Raw genomic sequence first — 17,770 nt, 5'->3', positions numbered from 1 at the left:
TTTAAAACCTATAACTTGTATTGAAAAAAACATTCAACCCCTGCATATAGAAATAGCGGGAACTAAACTTATCCGGGTATTCTAAATCCAATCTACCCTGCTCAAATCCCCCTGTACCAACATTCCTGGCATTCAACAGGTTCATCACCGAAAGATTGAAATTCAACGATTTTCTGTTCTTTAAATAAACCAGCTTTCCAATAGAAGCATCAAAAGTTGTCCGACTCGGCAATCGCTCCTGATGGGTTAGCTTCTGATAAGCTTGAAAACTCTCCTCCTGATACGGATTTACCGTGGTATAAACAGAAGCCATCCGACGTAAAGCTGCCGGTGACATATAATTCCATCCAACCATATTCCCGCTAACCTCAAAAAACCAATAATTATAAAAGTACCTCGCAGCTACAATACCCGCCGCCTGTGGTGTGCCTGACACAAAGAGATTCTTCATAATGACCTGCTCCTCCAAATTCACCAATAACCCATTCTCAGAATTTAAAGTCCCCATCGGATTATTACTGTAATAATACTCCGCCAAAGTCCCTATAAAATCAAAATTCCAATTCTGATTTAAACTATATGTAACACTCGCCTCAATACCGCGATGCTTCCTATCTACCCCACTCAAATTGTGAAATACAAAGGTCCGCTGAGAATCATGATAATAATTCATCCGCTCCAATTGATCATAAAAGTTGGTCTGAAAAACAGAAACACGCCCCGCAAGATGTGGCATCGAAAACACATAATTAATATCACTGTGAAAAATCCTCGAACTCGATAAACCTTTCACCACCCGATCCGTAACCCTCGGCATCACATAGGAACGATCAGGAATTGGTGGTTCAGTAATATATGCCGTATTCGCAGATATAAAATTCCGGCCATCTAACTTATACGTCAAGCCTCCCTTGACTGTAAAATCTATAAAATCATACTTCGGACCATAGCCATACGAATGATCTGGAAATCGACCATTCTGCATATTCCCCTTCCGCTGAAAATCAGTATAACTGATCTTCGTACCATAATAAACTTCCAAATTCCGGGTCTGAAACCCATTCGAAACCCAAGCATTCACCGATTGAACATCAATATCATAATCGTATCCAAAAATGTCCCCCCGGTAAACCTTGCGGTCTGGAAATAAGAGATCATTCTGCTTGACTTGTGCATTCCCCGGATTCTCACGCTCCGCAAACTTATCCAAGTCAACAACATGGTTCGAACCCATTAAATCATCTACCGTCTTATATTGATAAGATTTACTCTTCCTCGCTTCAACACCAGCTAAAATCGTATAATTATTATCATACAATTTGTTGAACGTAACACTCATCGTCCCCTCTAATAAATCGGAATGCCTCCGCTCAACCATATACAAGGCCGCCCCATTATTTTTACGCCAATTCTCCACGTTCATATTCTGCCGGTACATCTCATCCCAATTTAATTGGGTGACCTTGGGATCCCTGGATTTCCACAAATCGGTATACTGCGCAATGGTCCGCACATCCAGATAAGGCGTAAACCTTGAAAAATTCGATGGCAAATACCGGTAATAATCTGGCCTTGGATCCATCGCATCATACCAGTTTAATGCGCTATTGCTATATCTACCATAATGAAACATTCCGCCTGAACTTAAACTGGTCTTCTCATCTATTTTCCATCGATGCGAAATAACCATGCTCGGATCAAAGGCATGGACCACCCTCGAATTTCGAACCTTCCCATCTTGGTAGCCCCAATTAGGATTGTACAAATTATCCCCCACCAGATCATAAACCTCCTGAAAGGAAGACCCCTGCTGCCCACGGACAACCGGAGAACCATAAGTGAGTAAGGATAAGGAATGTGCCCCATTTGCCCATTGCTTCTCCATCGAAAAAGCATAGGATAAATTCTGATACGAGGTTCCCGGAATATATCCCTTATCGGAATACCGACCGCCAATAGCTCCCGTAAATGCCCAACCCTTGTCGTTTAGCCCAGTCGAATAACTGAACATCGAACGCGCATAATAATTTCTGTTGGTATAGGACAAAGTAACCTTCCCCCCTTTGGCAAATGAACTTGCCCGCATATTGATATTTTCAGAACCTCCAATGGTTCCGAAACTGAATGTTCCTGTTTGATTGTAATTGACCACATCCCCATTCCGGGTCAAGTCATTTAATGCCCCAATGGAAGCATAATTGAAAACACGACGATATTGATCATTGGCCAAAACACCATTGATATACGTCTGCTCATAAAAGGGATCATAGCCCCGAACACGAAATCGATACGGCGATAATTTAAACCCTACCTTATTCAAATAAATATCATTGGAAAGAATAACAGATGCCTGAATATCTTGTGAACTCATGTCCCCCTCCGAAGAAATCACATCGTCATCAATGACCCCCATAACCGTCTGTACATCAATCTGATTCTCAACATCTAATGCAATGTCCTCCAATATAGTCTCGGAATCCTTTAATTCGAATTCCATTTCAAAATTCCTGAACCCTGCCGCCTGAATAATCAATCGCTCCATCCCTGGCCTTAGATTCACAAAAACAAAATCCCCCTCCTCATTACTACTACTGCTCATTTTGTTCCGCTCCAGGTTAATTGTAATTCCAACCAACGGAACTTTCGTCCGACTATGAACCACCTTGCCCCTAAGCTGAACAGCTTCTTGACCAAATCCAGCACTTAAACTAAAAATGAACAAAAAGATAATTGCTAATATCTTTTGCATATCCTATCTCAATCGAAAGAATGTAAAGTACAAGGATGAGGCTTCAAACCCCATCCTTGATGAATTTGATTAATTATTTTGTACCTAATAACTTGATGTTATCTAAACGATATCCCGCTTTGTTTACCGAAGCATCTGCCGAAAATTCAATCGTCAAATTGCCTGTTGGAACAGCTGAATTAACTTGAATAGTCGTGAATTCATGCTGCGCTCCTAAATTTCCGTTTGGCGTAGTAGTCATCTCCTGACCATTTACCTTAACCTTAACCACACCGATTGGTTGCTCGCTGCCATTTGCCGCTAAACTGTAGCTTAATTTAAGATTTGAATAGCCCGTAGCATTTACATTTTCAATCTTGATACCTGTAGTTCTGTTCGCCGGCATCCAAACGTGCATACCAATAGTTGATGTCTTGCGGATATCAACATATGAATCTGTATACAAATCAGAATATTGTACAGTCTTGTTTAAGAAATACTTATAATCAGCAATTCTTACTCTTGACACATCTTCTGTTGGATCTCCAAAAGTCTCCTCATAAACAGTTTCTTCTTTTCCTTCCGTAACTGGAGGTGTAACTGTTCCTTTGTCTTTTTCAATCGTATAAGATCCACCTGCAACTGATGTCCAATCTGTAATGGTTGCTGTTCCTTCAACCTTTACTGCACCACCTACTTGAAGCGTAATATTGTATGAATATTTCTTACCTGATTCATATTTTGAATCCCCAGGTAATGCCCATTTGTAAGTATCCGCACCAATACTGAAAATCACTTCCTTAGCACCATATTCGCCTGGAATTAAAATCGCTTCAACAAGCTGATCTGTATTCTGAGCCGCAACTTTAGCCGATACATTCGCTGGACTTGTTCCTGCACTGATCGCTCCTGTTCCTAAATCCAAACTTGAAACCGTTGGAATAGCTTGGTAAGAAACTGCTAAGCCTGATAAACTAGAAACACCTGTTCCCGCTTTTACCAATAATTCAATCTTCGATAACTTGTGAACAAACTCCAATTTCGGAGAACCCGAGTTCTTGTCCAAATTCTTCGCATTGTCAGAATACATCACATCGATCGCCGCCTGGCTACTTTGATTTGATACATTAATACCCAATGAAGTACCTTCTAAAGAAGCCGAATAAGGGTAGTAAGCAATAAAATCAACAGCACCCGTCTCTGGATAATTGATAAGGTCAGAACCTGAAGCCGTAAAGTTTCCGTTTCCTTGGGTTACATACTTTTTGTTCGACGCTAAAGCATTGTTTAATCCAACACCTTGCTTCATGTAAACACCGATTTCATCATTCGCATCCCAACTTGTACCTGACGCTTTGGTCAGCTGGTTGCCCACAATCTTCGAAGTAAACTGTACCTCCGAAGGATTGCCTTTTTCTAATTTCCTGTAATCATCCTTCTTACAAGAAGAAACTAAGGCGATAAACGCCAATGCAGCACCTAATAATTGATTTGTTTTCATTGAAATTTATTAAATTGATATTTAGTAAGTCTTAATTCCAGATCGCATTATTGATCGTCTTTTTCTTTTCCTCAGCAAGACCAGGGAAAAATGTATATCCCGTCTCCTTCTCTAAGTCACTGACCGTCATCCGATAACTACTGATTAATGCGTTCGTCTGAGTAACCTCATTTTTCATGTAGTACCCTATCGTATAGTACTCCGTCCCTCTTTTTACCGCTAATGCTTTGAAGTAGGATTTAGGCTTCGCAACCTGCTTTTGATTGTTGTCCTGTACATATTCAATCCGACTATCGGTTTTTGTTTTTATCAGCGCACCAGTGACCACATACATGGTGTCAACCCCACTGCTAGTTGCCCATTCCCGAACTTTCCCCTCTAACTTCGCCCAAACCCCTTGATTCAAAGTAGCCTCCTGCGCAGTCATATTCGTATAGTAAAATGTAGTTGCATTCTCCGCATAATTCTTCGTGCGATCAGCACTCGGAAGCTGATGCCCACGATCTATTCCCGTAATGCCAAACCCTTTTTTTAAGTAGGGTTGAAAACCATATGAAAAATCTGGATCGTAATCCCAATCATCCGTCCGACTCTGCCCCCCCAAATAACTCCGACTTAAGGGATATGCAACCCAATAAGCTAGGCGGTTCTCCGTATCATAAAGCATCGAAAAATTACGCTTGGAACCATCTGGTGTCATCTTGAACTTGTATTCCAATTTTCCAGCATTTGAAATCACCGGTATCTCCATGTAGGAAACATTCGGTTGTGGATTTATAACCCCAGAACCTGATAAATTAATGGTATACTGATAGCGATTCCCGCGCTCAAAGGAAACAGCCTGCTTCCCTATCTCCCATGTAAAAGTCTCCCCCTGTTGATTCTGAAACACAATTTTGGATTGCTCCTGTAATCGCCCCGGAAATATAACCCACTCAATAACCGCCTCGGAACCCGATTGAACCACTTTCCCGAAAACTTCCTTACTGCCACCTGAAACCGATAATTCACCCTTACCCAAATCAAAACTCCCCGAAGTGGACAATCCATGCAGTTTCGCCGTGACACCTTCCCCCTGACTCGGAATCCGAACCTGTATCTTCGACATGATCCGCTCAAATACTAGCGGTACCGGACCACTAGTCAAATTCGTAGCCTTGCTATTCCTGCCATATAAATAGTCTATCCCAGCAAGATTCTCCTGAGAGGATATATCCAGCTTCATCACTAATTGATCCGTTTCCTGATAAGGATAAAAACCCACAAAATTTGCCGCCTTCCCCACCGGAAATACGATGGAATCTGAACCTGTCCTTGGTGAAAAATTTCCCGATGAATTGCTGATGAAATGACGGTTAAATCCGCCCTTGAAAATTGAACCTAAATGAAGCGTATTGCCCTCATACATAAAAATTGAAATCGAATCACCATTATCCCATGAACTCCCCGAAACCCTCGTCTGAACCTGACCCGAAATCTTACTCGAAAATAAAACTACCCTCGATTGTTGCTGCTGGTCAATAATGAAATCCTTCCTACATGAACCAAATAACACAACCGCAGCAGTAAGAATAAATAATAATTTTTTAATCATTATTTTAATATTTCTATAATTAAATTTATTGTTATCGTAATAATTAGTAAAACACACAAAATAAATCCCATAATTCTGTAAATCCCATAATTACTTTGTTTGTTTAAACAAATTTAGGTTTGACGTGATAAAAATTAATTAAAAAGACATTAAGAATTTGTTATTAAAACGAAGTAGTTTTAAGATATTGTTAAACAATAAAAAAATGCCGGATAAATAATGATAACCCCAGAAAAATTTACAATATTTACAGCACAGGACAGTAGACACAATATAAAAAGGCAAAAACAGATTTCTGTTTTTGCCTTCTTTAATTAATAAATCTAAATTTTCTATTTTGGTTGGTAATGAAACTTACCTTTCTCTATTAAATCTTGCTTTTCTGAATCACAAATCGCAAATGTAAACCCATCCTGCAACGCATAGGATCCATATTCACCATTTTTATTCAAAGCCAAAAACCCGACTTGGATATCCTTGGCAATATCAGGCTTCTTCTTCACAATCCGCATGACAGCCTCCTTACAGGCATCCTCCGGTGAATATCCCTGACGCATCAACTCTACTACCAAGAAACTACCTACATTTCGAATAACCTCTTCCCCAACGCCTGTCGATGTGGCTCCCCCAACCTCATTATCCACATACAAGCCTGCACCAATAATTGGGCTATCACCAACCCGGCCATGCATCTTAAAGGCCATACCACTCGTCGTACAGGCTCCTGAAAGATTCCCATCCGCATCAATTGCCAACATCCCAATGGTATCGTGATTGTATTTATTCCCCGGAAGTTTCTCCGTCGCAAAGGATTTATTCTCAATATTCATTACAGGTTTGTAGTTCTTCTCCTTCAACCATTCTTTCCAGGCCTCTTCTGAACTTGGAGTCAATAAATTCTCCGCCTGAAAGCCGTTTTCTAATGCAAATTGCCTAGCCCCTGCTCCCATCAACATCACATGCGGCGTTTTTTCCATCACCAATCTCGCAACAGAAATCGGATGTGCAATATCCTCCATCGCTGCAACCGAACCACAATTCCCCAACTCATCCATAATACATGCATCCAAGGTGACATGACCATCCCGATCGGGATAGCCTCCCTTACCAACCGTAACATTCTTTAAGTCCGCTTCCGGAACCTTAACACCAGCCTCAACGGCATCTAATGCCCGACCATTCTTTTTCAAGATCTCCCATGCAGCCTGATTCGCCGCAACACCAAAATCCCAAGTCGAAATTACTATCGGCTTCCGAACAGTTTTCTTCTCTTTCCCCGCCTCCTGACAGGAAATCGCCGAAGCAACCGTACCAAGACTAGCTGCCCCCAATATACCTTGTTTGATAAATTTTCTTCGTGAATGCATATATTACAATATTAGGAATACAATTTACAATGTACAAACTCAATTTATGTGTAAAATATGCGTTATCTCCTTTAAATTATCAGGAAAAAACGTAAAAAGATGCTTCAATCCGCCCAATATTTCGCATATTTATGCGGTTTTACCCAAATAACTAATATTTAAGACTAGAATGATGATACGTATTGCTTCGCTATTCTGCACATTTATCTGTTTGAACAACCTTTCTTATGCACAAACAGACTCTACAATTTACAAAAAAGTAGACCTTATTGTTCAAGATGCAAAAAAACAATTTGCACCTGATAAAAGAACTAAAATTGTGGCGATCACTGCTGCCAATGCTATTAATAATAACTATGTAATTGAATCTTCAGTCCCTGAAGCCAGTCAATTTATCAAAACTCAAACAGCAAATATCCCCGCACATATTCAAATCAACCCTTTACCAGACGCTACAGTCGGCGAAAAACAACATGGGGTTGTGAATCTTTCTGTAGCTAACTTTAGGACAAAACCTGGAAATGCCTCTGAAATGGCAACACAAGCTATCCTTGGTACAGAAGTGGACTTATTACAAAAAGTCGATGGCGAATATCGTGCTAGAACTCCAGAAGGTTATATCTCTTATGTTCCTGCTTCTTCTGTTGCTGCAATGAATGAAACAGAATTGCAAAACTGGAGAAAGCTTCCCAAAGTAATCTATACTGCTGAATTTGGAAAATCACTTTCTAAAGCTGATTCTAAAAGCATCCGTGTCTCTGACCTCGTTTATGGAAATATCCTGGGACTGCTGGCAGAGGAAGGAAAGTTTTACAAAGTCTCCTATCCTGATCAAAGGATAGCATATATCCCTAAAGATGAAGCCTTGACTTTCGAAAAATGGATTAGCTCTCGCAATCTTACGCCTGAAAATGTTATCAGTAGCGCAAAAACAATGATGGGACTACCATATTTATGGGGCGGAACTTCGGTTAAAGGTGTCGATTGTAGTGGCTTCACCAAAACAGCGTATTATATGAATGGCTATATCATCCCTCGGGATGCCTCCCAACAAGTGTTGGCCGGACAAACCATTGATATCCTCGATAAAGACGGTCATTTTGACCCAACAAAAGCACTTAAAAATCTTAAACCTGCAGACTTACTATTCTTTGCTTCTGGCAAAAATAGTAACCCGAATGCCAGGGTAACACACGTTGCGCTTTACATTGGCAATGGTGAATTTATTCACTCTGCTGGAACCGTACGCATCAATTCTATGCTTAAGGATGCCACTAACTATGACGACTTCCAAACGAGAACAGTCGTAGCCGCTAAAAGATACATCGGTGTTCAAGACCAACAAGTTCAAAAAATTCAAGAAAACCCTTATTACAACCAAAAATAACCATGAACAGCAACGATTGGCATAGCAAAAAAATGGGGAAATTTACCCTTCGCTTTAAACCATATACCTTGGAATTACGCCATGTATTCACCGTCGCTTCTTTTAGCCGATCCACAACTCCTGTAGTTCTTACAGAATTGGAATACGACGGAATAATTGGTTATGGTGAAGCTAGTATGCCTCCTTATCTTGGTGAATCCCAAGAGTCGGTCATGAATTTCCTCAGTAAAGTGGATCTTTCTGATTTTGATTCCCCATTCCAAACGGAAGAAATCTTACACTATATCGATCAGGTCGACAGCAAAAATACCGCTGCAAAAGCAGCCGTAGATATCGCCTTGCATGATGTACTTGGTAAATTAATGGGGCAACCCTTTTATAAAATCTGGGGCTTGAACCCAGACCTTATCCCTCCGACTTCCTATACTATTGGTATTGATACGGAAGATATGATCCGTAAAAAAGTGGCAGAAGCTCAACAATTCAAAATCTTGAAAGTCAAGCTTGGCCTCGATACGGATAAAATGATCATTGATACCATCCGTTCAGTAACTGATGTCCCACTTTGTGCTGATGTCAACCAAGGTTGGAAAAATAAAGAGGAAGCCCTCGAAATGGCTAATTGGCTCAAGGAAAGAAATGTTGTGTTCTTGGAACAGCCCATGCCTAAGGAGATGATTGATGAAAATGCATGGTTGACTGAAAATTCACCAATTCCTACCATCGCTGATGAAGGATGCCAACGCCTAGGGGATGTTCCGGCCCTGAAAGGGGTGTACTCTGGAATCAATATCAAATTGATGAAATGTACAGGAATGCGAGAAGCTAAAAAAATGGCTGAGTTGGCTCGCGCCTTAGAAATGAAAGTTATGTTAGGCTGCATGACTGAAACATCCTGTGCCATTACGGCGGCAGCTCAATTAGCTCCTTTAGTGGATTGGGCGGACTTAGACGGCGCTCTATTAATAGGAAACGATATCTATCACGGAATGACCGTGAATGATGGCTTATGCCATCTGCCTAACCGTCCAGGAATTGGAATCCAAAAAATTTAACTTACTGATTACCACATAATCTACAAACAAACAAAACAGACACAAATACCTATATTTCAATAGTTTACCTATAATAACAAATTACCAAAATTATGAAACATCATTTACTCACAACTTTGTGTGTAATGGCTTGTACATCCATGCAAGTCGTAAATGCACAACAAATTGCTGTGGCTGGTAAAGTTTCTGCTTCTGATGGAACTCCACTCGTTGGAGTGACAATATCAGTAAAAGGAACTTCACTCAGCACCAGCAGCAATGAAAATGGCTTGTTTTCTTTAAATGCAGATCACAATGCCACCCTAACTGTATCTTATATCGGATATAAAACCCTGGAAATCCCTCTGAACGGAAGAAAAACAATCAACATTACGCTTGACCAAGATGATCAAGCTATTGATGAGGTTATGGTCATTGCCTATGGAACAGTCAAGAAAAGCTCCTTCACGGGATCCACTGCCAATATCAATTACGCTGAAAAAGCAAAGGACGTTCCTGTTACTTCCTTCGAACAAGCCTTGAATGGTAGACTTCCAGGTGTTCAAATTAATACGACATCAGGACAGGCAGGCGCAACCTCTACTATCCGAGTTCGTGGTATTGGTTCTATGAACGCCTCCAACGAACCTTTATATGTGGTCGATGGTGTTCCAGTAACCTCTGGAAATGTCGGACAAATGGAAGGAAAACTCGCTGGAACAACCAATAATATCATGTCTACCATAAATCCTAATGACATTGAATCCATCAACGTCCTAAAGGATGCTGCCGCAGCCTCACTATATGGTTCAAGAGCAGCAAATGGGGTAGTAATGATTACCACCAAATCAGGAAAATCAGGAAAACCAAAAATTGATTTTAGAACCTCCCTTGGATTGACCCCAACTTGGGCTACTGATAACTATAAACCTGCAGATGTTCAAGATCAAATCCAATACATGTATGAAATCTTCCATGATTACAGAACATCAAATGGATATACCGATGAACAAGCAAATACTTATGCCCTAAACAGCATCAATAATAGATTTGGAAAACATGGATATGAATTTAAAACCAATGGAACCGGTCTTTTTGATAAAGTTAATATCACTGGTAAAACAGACGGTGTAGAAAATAGAGATGGAAAATATTTCGATTGGAATGACGCTTTATTCCGTACCGGTAAATTCCAAACCAATGACCTGGCAGTGAGTGGAGCAAATGATAAAACCCGATACTATTCTTCTTTATCATATACCACTGATAAAGGCCGTGCTTATACCAACGAATATGAAAGAATTGCAGGTAGATTAAATCTATCGCAAAAACTTTCTGAAAAAGTAGAATTTGCGACCAATTTTAATTTAAGCCATAACGATAAACAAGGATATAACGATACAAGAAACAATGGTACTAACTATATGTACCTTGCCAATAACTTGCTCTTCCCTTTATACTGGCCTACGGATTATAAAACAGGAGATGAATATTCCTTACGTTTTGGATCATTGGGATACAACCCGCTATATTACGATAAACAATGGGAAAACAATTCTAAGACCCTTAGAATGATTGTTTCTCCATCCTTAACCGTAAATCTCGCGCCTGGTTTGGTTGGAAAAACCGTATTCTCTTATGATAATTCTGAAGTAAAAGACCATTTATATTATAGTGGCAAACACTTCCATACCACTTACGGAGCAACTGCGAATGGTTCTGTGTTTGAATACAGCACCAATTATATGAAAATGGTTTCTTCAACGACCTTAACTTATAACAAAAGTTTTGATGACCATAACATCGATTTATTAGGTGGTTTCGAAGCTGAAAAAAATAAGGTGGACTATCAATATGCGAGTGGATCAAACCTTCCGAACAGCTCCCTACATACGGTAGCAACGGCAGGGATAAAAGATGCAAACGCTTATTCTTGGGGACATAATATGATGTCTATTTTCTCAAGGGCACAATATAATTTCCAGGAAAGATTTTTTGCTTCTGCATCTTACCGTTTTGATGCTTCTTCTAAATTAAGTCCAGACTCGCGATGGGGTGACTTTTGGTCGATCTCAGGTGCTTGGAACTTGAAAAAAGAATCTTTCTTTGCTGATATACAACAAATCGACCAGATTAAGTTAAAAGCTTCATATGGTACCAATGGTACTCTACCAACCGAAAATTTCGGTTATATGAGCTTAGCAACTTTTGGATTCAATTACAATGGTAAACCTGGTGGTGCCATTACTACCATTGCAGATCAAAACCTGAAATGGGAAAAAAGCTATTCCTTCAACGTAGGAACTGAATTTGCCTTATTCAATAATAGAATCAATGGTTCTGTGGAGTATTTCTCCAGAGATTCAAAACAACTATTACAGGATGTGAACATTTCAAATGTCACTGGATTCTCTAACATCCTGAAGAATATAGGTACTGTTAATAATAAAGGTGTGGAGATTTCCATTGCTGGTGATATCATCCGCAATGAAAACTTAAGATGGTCTGCTGGTGTAAACACGTCTTTAATCAAGTCTAAAGTCATTGCTTTAAATGAAGGTCAAGATGTTATCTGGAGTGACCCTACTGGTGGCGATGGCCGTGTTGACTTTATTTACCGTGAAGGTGGAGACGTTTATACCTTCTACCTTAAAGAATGGGCTGGAGTAGACAAGACCAATGGTAAACCTATTTGGTATACCAACGACGGAACTGAAGGTGAATTCTTACACAACGGTCGTGGAGCAACTAATAAAGTAGCAGATGCTGATTATGTTCCTTTTGGAACCCCAATTCCTAAAGCTTTTGGTGGTATCAATACAGATTTAGAATACAAAGGATTTAGCCTATCCCTTAACTTTAATTATAAGATTGGTGGCAAATTATTTGACCACGCTTCAAGGGATGTCGCTGAAGACGGTTATTACTGGGAAAGAATCCGTTCTTACTATGCTTATGAGAATGCTTGGACTCCTGATAATACCGATGCCTTGTATCCTAAGATTAGTGGAAATGACCCTGAGGATGGTATTGCATATTCAACCCGTCACCTATACGACGCCTCTTTTATCCGCTTGAAAAATGTAAACCTAGCTTATAGATTGCCAAGTTCAATAACCAATAAAATCGGATTGAGCAGCACTAGAATCTTCTTCAATGGAACAAATTTATTAACGTCTTCTAAATTCAAATGGGCAGACCCTGAGGTTAACCAATATGGAACGAGAGGTTGGGAAACACCTTATGGTAAGACCTATACCTTTGGTTTAGAAATCAGTTTATAACCTTCAATTATTATCCACATGAAAAAGAAATCTTTATATATCATAGCCTTAGCAAGTTTATCATTATTTTCTTGTAAAGGATTTTTGGATGTTGATCCAACCAACTCGATCGAAGCCTCGGCTACGATCAAGACTGTAGAAGATGCCCAAGTCATGATCAATGGCTTAACCAGCAAATTAGGCGCCGGTTCTCTTTATGGTCGTAATATACTATTATACGCAGATGCAAAAGGTGGCGATTTAACAATCGTTTCCCAAGGTCGTGGTTTAGATGCCTTTTATGTTTTTAATCATAACAAAGACAATAATAGCTACTCCGGATTTTGGACCGATGGATTTAATGCCATCCTGCAAGCCAATAATATTATCAGTAACATCGAAGCACTGCAAGCTGCCGGTTCCACCCTTAAGTTTGACAATGAAAAAGGACAAGCATTGACCCTTCGCGCAATGATGTACTTTGATCTGGTGAGAATTTATGGCAAAACCTATACGGATGATCCTAATGCATTGGGAGTTCCAATTACAACAGCTTTATTAGAGGATACAGCAAAACCTTCACGCGAAAAAGTAGCCGATGTCTATAAGCAAATCCTTGCTGATTTAAACGCAGCAACGGCAATCTTGCCTAAAAATATTAATCATGGCTACATTAATTACTACGCTGCAAAAGCAATTCTTTCCCGAGTGTATTTGACTATGGGGGATTATGACAAAGCTTTGGAAGCCGCAGATGAAGTCATCGCCAGTAAAGCTTATTCCCTTTATTCCAATGAAAATTGGGTAGCTTCTTGGTCTAAAGAAAAAGGTTCTGAGTCCATCTTTGAAATCATTAAAATGAAAGACCAAGGCGATTTAGGTTCATCCTCTCTTGGGTTCTATTATTTAAGAAACAAGGATGAAAACGCTATTGGAAATTTCACAGCATCTGATTACTTCGTCAATCGTTTGGCTCAAGACCCTAATGATGTTCGTTGGGGAATATTCACCAAAGATGAATTAGACCGCGTTGCAGCTTGTTATAAGTATGTAGGTGGTACTGCAGCTAAAAAACCAGGTGATGGTAAAACACCTTATACTGCTGTTAACATTAAGGTGATTCGTCTTTCGGAAATGTACTTAACTGCAGCGGAAGCAGCATTAAAGAAAAAAGCAGCTGATCCTGCAAAAGCAGCTGAATATCTAAATCAAATCCGTAAAAGATCTCCTGACCTGGCAGCAGCAACCGCAGCAACTATTACTGAACAGATGATCCTGGACGAAAAAAGTAAAGAATTATATGGCGAAGGTCATCGCTTCTGGGATATGATCCGCCTGAATAAAACAATTACCTTTAATGATGAACATGTTGGTGTCGCAATGACCCACCGTGAGAAAACCATTACAAGGAAATTCTATAAAACATTGTTACCTATTCCACAGGTAGAAATCAATGCTAACCCAGGATTAGAAGCACAACAAAACCCAGGGTATTAATATTACAATATTCTAGAAATGACAAGGACGATCACATGTGATCGTCCTTTTTTTTGATCCTCATATCAGTTCCGCCTTTTCTGAAAAACTTCACAAACACGCAAAGATTATAATAGTATTCGCAAAAATAACCCCATTAGGTAATGAATACAACAATGCATCTTGCATATTTTTGCAATTTATTCATTGTTTTTAACATGAATCCGTTATATTCGTTTATCTAAATAACCAATAACTCTAAAAATGAATCTACCAACTTGCTTATCAATTGCGGTAGCATCCTTGTGTTCCATACAGATGCTCTCCGCACAACAATTGTCCATAGCTGGAAAGGTGACCAATGCCGAAGGAGAACCAATTGTAGGGGCTTCTATCTTTATTAAAGGCACGCAACAAGGAACCGCCAGCAATGAGAACGGATTGTTTTCTTTGAATGCCCCAAGTAATGGGATTTTAACGATTCGTGCAGTAGGATACAGCAGCATTGAAGTACCTATCAATGGAAAGACAAACCTGTCTGTACAACTACAACATGTAGATAGTGAAATCGATGAAGTCGTAGTCACCGCACTCGGGATTCAAAGAAGTGAAAAATCTCTAGGATATGCCGCTCAAGGTGTTACAAATGAAACTTTGAACAGCAACAAACAACCGAACCTGGTAAACGCCTTACAGGGTAAAATTGCAGGTGCTACCATTAGTTCTACGGGGGGTGCTCCAGGACAAGGTGCAAATATCCAAATCCGCGGGATCAACTCCATCGACCCAACCCGAGACAACAACCCTCTTTTCGTAATAGATGGTATCCTAATGGATAACTCTACTTCGGTTCAAGGTGGCGCTGAAGTTCGCGGTATGAGTAACCGTTCGGTTGATATTAATCCCGACGACATTGAAACCATCAATATCCTAAAAGGTGGTGCAGCAACCGCCCTATATGGCTTGAGAGGAGCAAATGGGGTGGTAATCATTACTACAAAAAGCGGTAAAGCTGGAACCCTCAAAATTGATTACCAAGGAACTGTTGGCTTTGAAAATGTCAATAAATTCCCTAAAATGCAAGATACCTATACCCAAGGTTGGAAAGGGGTATATAATAAAGATGATTTCTGGCCTGCATGGGGACCTACAGTAGAAGAAGCCATGAAAGTAGACCCTACCCATCCAAGTACATTATATAAACCTTTTGAAGAAGCATTTGATACCGGAAATCAATTCCGTAACTCCCTAAATATTTCGGGTGGATCCGAGAAATTTACTTTCTTAACCTCCCTTTCTCAAATGAAACACAATGGGGTAATGCCGTCCACCGATTTCAAGACTTACCAGGCTCGATTGAATACCAATTTTATTATTAGTGAAAAATTTAAAGGTGGGTCTTCCCTAGCTGTATCTAATTCAGGTGGCTATCGTGGAAATGCAAACCGATATGCGGAACAATTAATCTATTGGACTCCAAGATACAATATCAGGGATTACTTGATGGAAAATGGAACCATGAAATCTTATGGTGATACCGACAATCCAATTTATGTCGCGAATACCAATAGATTGAAAGATGATGTTTTACGGGTTATTGGTGGAGTCGATTTCACCTTTTCCCCAGCGAAATGGTTAGACCTAATGTATAGAGCAGGGATTGACGCCTATCGCGATAATCGCGAAGGAACAGCCATCGGCTACCAAGGTCTTGCCGATGAAAGACTGGTCTATGATAATGGTGTTGAAGGGGCTGATGGACGTGGATTCTATAATGTCTATAGCAATAATTTCAGAGCTATTAACAGCACCTTTATTGCAACCTTCAAACATGATTTCAATGAAGATTTCAATGCAAAATTGAGACTTGGTCAAGATATTTATGATCGATATATCAAGAGAACATCTACACAAGGTGGTGACTTAACAGTCTATAATTGGTTCGACTTAGGAAATGCTAACATCATTAAGGCCGACTCATATATTGAAAAATATAGGTTGATGGGATTTTTTGCTGAATTAGAAATGACTTATAAAGATTTTCTATTTTTAACACTAACCTCTAGACAAGATATAACTTCTTCTTTAGCACCTAAAAACAGATCTTTCAATTACCCTTCTGCAACCGTTAGTTATGTAATTTCCGACCATATCACTCTTCCGGAAGTCATTAACTTTGGAAAGCTGAGGTTCTCCTATGCTCAAATTGGTAAGGATGCTCCTCCATATTCTACAAGTTCAGGTTTTGGACCTTATAGCAACCTGCCTACAGGATATATTGGTTTTACTAGACCTGCACTCCTAGGAAATGTTGAGTTAAAACCTGAATTCACAGACACTTATGAAGCTGGATTTGAATTGAAATTCTTTCAAAGTAGACTAGGATTGGATTTTACTTTGTATAATTCTATCAGTAGGGATCAAATCATTCAAGTACCTGTGACCTCGGCAACCGGTTTTGTAACGGCATCAATAAATGCTGGAAGTATCCGAAACCGTGGTTTGGAATTAACCCTGAATACGGTACCTGTTAAAAAAGACAATTTTACATGGAACTCAAATATCAATTTCTCCATCAATAGAAATAAAATTCTTGAAATTCGCGAAGACCTAGATGATGAAATCGTTGTTTCATCGGAATATGGTTATTTGAACTCTACAGTTTCCATGCGTATTCGTCCAGGTGAATCTTATGGTACACTTTACGGTAGAACTTACAAACGTTATTACACAGCTGATGAGATCGCTCAAGGATTGGACAAAACTCGTGAGTATGACGAAAGCCGTCCTTTATTGATCGGTGCTAATGGTTTCCCAGTATTAGAATCTACATCAGTACCTAAAAAATTAGGAAATGTGCAGCCTAGCTGGGTGGGTGGTTGGAATAATACCTTCAACTATAAAAACCTTTCCTTAAATATCTTGGTGGATGCTCGCGTAGGTCAATCCCGATATAATCAATTAGGAAACTTTATGGCCGCATTCGGTGAAGCCGATTATACGGAAGACCGTAATGATTATAAAGTATTTGACGGGGTACTAGCTGATGGAAGCAAGAATACAAAAGAAGTATGGTTAGGACAAGGTAAAGATCCTAAAAATGGCGTTGATTATGGAAATGGTTATTACAGGGATAACTTCCGTGGAAACTCTCAGTTTTTCGTAGAAGATGCCTCTTGGTTGAGACTACGCTCCGTTTCAATCGGCTATAGCCTCCCTCAACAATGGTTAGATAATAAAGTTATTAAGAATGCTCGGATTTCTGTTATTGGAAATAACCTTGCACTGTGGACTAAATATTCAGGTTATGACCCTGAAAACTCAACAACAGCAAGTGGATCAAATATCGAAGGTTTTGCTGGGATGACTTATCCTGCAGTTCGTAGTTTCTTATTCAGCTTAAATGTTGGCTTTTAATAC

9 protein-coding genes are annotated in these 17,770 nt (G+C 39.7%); 5 read left to right on the top strand and 4 right to left on the bottom strand.

What is annotated here, in order from left to right:
- Position 1 precedes the first annotated feature (1 nt).
- From PZ892_RS04085 to PZ892_RS04070, 4 genes are all read right to left on the bottom strand, one after another.
- Positions 2-2,749, bottom strand: a complete 2,748-nt coding sequence (locus PZ892_RS04085; RefSeq protein WP_182499315.1) for a carboxypeptidase-like regulatory domain-containing protein — start codon at positions 2,747-2,749, stop codon at positions 2-4.
- 73 nt (positions 2,750-2,822) lie between these two features.
- The gene (locus PZ892_RS04080) at positions 2,823-4,229 is read right to left on the bottom strand and encodes a fimbrillin family protein (RefSeq protein WP_182499314.1); all 1,407 of its coding nucleotides are present in this window, start codon (positions 4,227-4,229) and stop codon (positions 2,823-2,825) included.
- Between the two features lie 31 nt (positions 4,230-4,260).
- Positions 4,261-5,823, bottom strand: coding sequence for a DNA/RNA non-specific endonuclease (locus tag PZ892_RS04075; RefSeq protein WP_182499313.1), 1,563 nt, complete (start codon positions 5,821-5,823; stop codon positions 4,261-4,263).
- Between the two features lie 332 nt (positions 5,824-6,155).
- Positions 6,156-7,190 (bottom strand): N(4)-(beta-N-acetylglucosaminyl)-L-asparaginase, encoded by a 1,035-nt coding sequence (locus tag PZ892_RS04070; protein WP_182499312.1) that lies wholly within the window; start codon positions 7,188-7,190, stop codon positions 6,156-6,158.
- A gap of 169 nt (positions 7,191-7,359) precedes the next feature.
- Here PZ892_RS04070 and PZ892_RS04065 point away from each other — a divergent pair, with 169 nt between their 5' ends.
- From PZ892_RS04065 to PZ892_RS04045, 5 genes are all read left to right on the top strand, one after another.
- Positions 7,360-8,577, top strand: coding sequence for an SH3 domain-containing C40 family peptidase (locus PZ892_RS04065; protein ID WP_182499311.1), 1,218 nt, complete (start codon positions 7,360-7,362; stop codon positions 8,575-8,577).
- Between the two features lie 2 nt (positions 8,578-8,579).
- Positions 8,580-9,632, top strand: a complete 1,053-nt coding sequence (locus PZ892_RS04060; RefSeq protein WP_182499310.1) for a dipeptide epimerase — start codon at positions 8,580-8,582, stop codon at positions 9,630-9,632.
- 92 nt (positions 9,633-9,724) lie between these two features.
- Positions 9,725-12,895 carry a TonB-dependent receptor gene (locus PZ892_RS04055; RefSeq protein WP_182499309.1) on the top strand — a complete coding sequence of 1,057 codons (3,171 nt, stop codon included), beginning with the start codon at positions 9,725-9,727 and terminating at the stop codon, positions 12,893-12,895.
- Between the two features lie 18 nt (positions 12,896-12,913).
- Complete coding sequence (locus tag PZ892_RS04050; RefSeq protein WP_094255166.1) at positions 12,914-14,371, top strand: RagB/SusD family nutrient uptake outer membrane protein; 1,458 nt, start codon at positions 12,914-12,916, stop codon at positions 14,369-14,371.
- Positions 14,372-14,614: 243 nt separating this feature from the next.
- On the top strand, positions 14,615-17,767 hold the full coding sequence (locus tag PZ892_RS04045) for a SusC/RagA family TonB-linked outer membrane protein (protein WP_182499307.1): 3,153 nt from the start codon (positions 14,615-14,617) through the stop codon (positions 17,765-17,767).
- The last annotated feature ends 3 nt before the right edge of the window (positions 17,768-17,770 follow it).

This window comes from Sphingobacterium sp. WM, from assembly GCF_029542465.1.
GTDB lineage: Bacteria > Bacteroidota > Bacteroidia > Sphingobacteriales > Sphingobacteriaceae > Sphingobacterium > Sphingobacterium cellulitidis.
This window is presented reverse-complemented; position numbering and strand designations above follow the sequence as displayed.

Coding starts and splice junctions, on each gene's coding strand:
- PZ892_RS04085 (WP_182499315.1), bottom strand. CDS start 2,749: ATGCAAAAGATATTAGCAATTATCTTTTTGTTCATTTTTAGTTTAAGT.
- PZ892_RS04080 (WP_182499314.1), bottom strand. CDS start 4,229: ATGAAAACAAATCAATTATTAGGTGCTGCATTGGCGTTTATCGCCTTA.
- PZ892_RS04075 (WP_182499313.1), bottom strand. CDS start 5,823: ATGATTAAAAAATTATTATTTATTCTTACTGCTGCGGTTGTGTTATTT.
- PZ892_RS04070 (WP_182499312.1), bottom strand. CDS start 7,190: ATGCATTCACGAAGAAAATTTATCAAACAAGGTATATTGGGGGCAGCT.
- PZ892_RS04065 (WP_182499311.1), top strand. CDS start 7,360: ATGATGATACGTATTGCTTCGCTATTCTGCACATTTATCTGTTTGAAC.
- PZ892_RS04060 (WP_182499310.1), top strand. CDS start 8,580: ATGAACAGCAACGATTGGCATAGCAAAAAAATGGGGAAATTTACCCTT.
- PZ892_RS04055 (WP_182499309.1), top strand. CDS start 9,725: ATGAAACATCATTTACTCACAACTTTGTGTGTAATGGCTTGTACATCC.
- PZ892_RS04050 (WP_094255166.1), top strand. CDS start 12,914: ATGAAAAAGAAATCTTTATATATCATAGCCTTAGCAAGTTTATCATTA.
- PZ892_RS04045 (WP_182499307.1), top strand. CDS start 14,615: ATGAATCTACCAACTTGCTTATCAATTGCGGTAGCATCCTTGTGTTCC.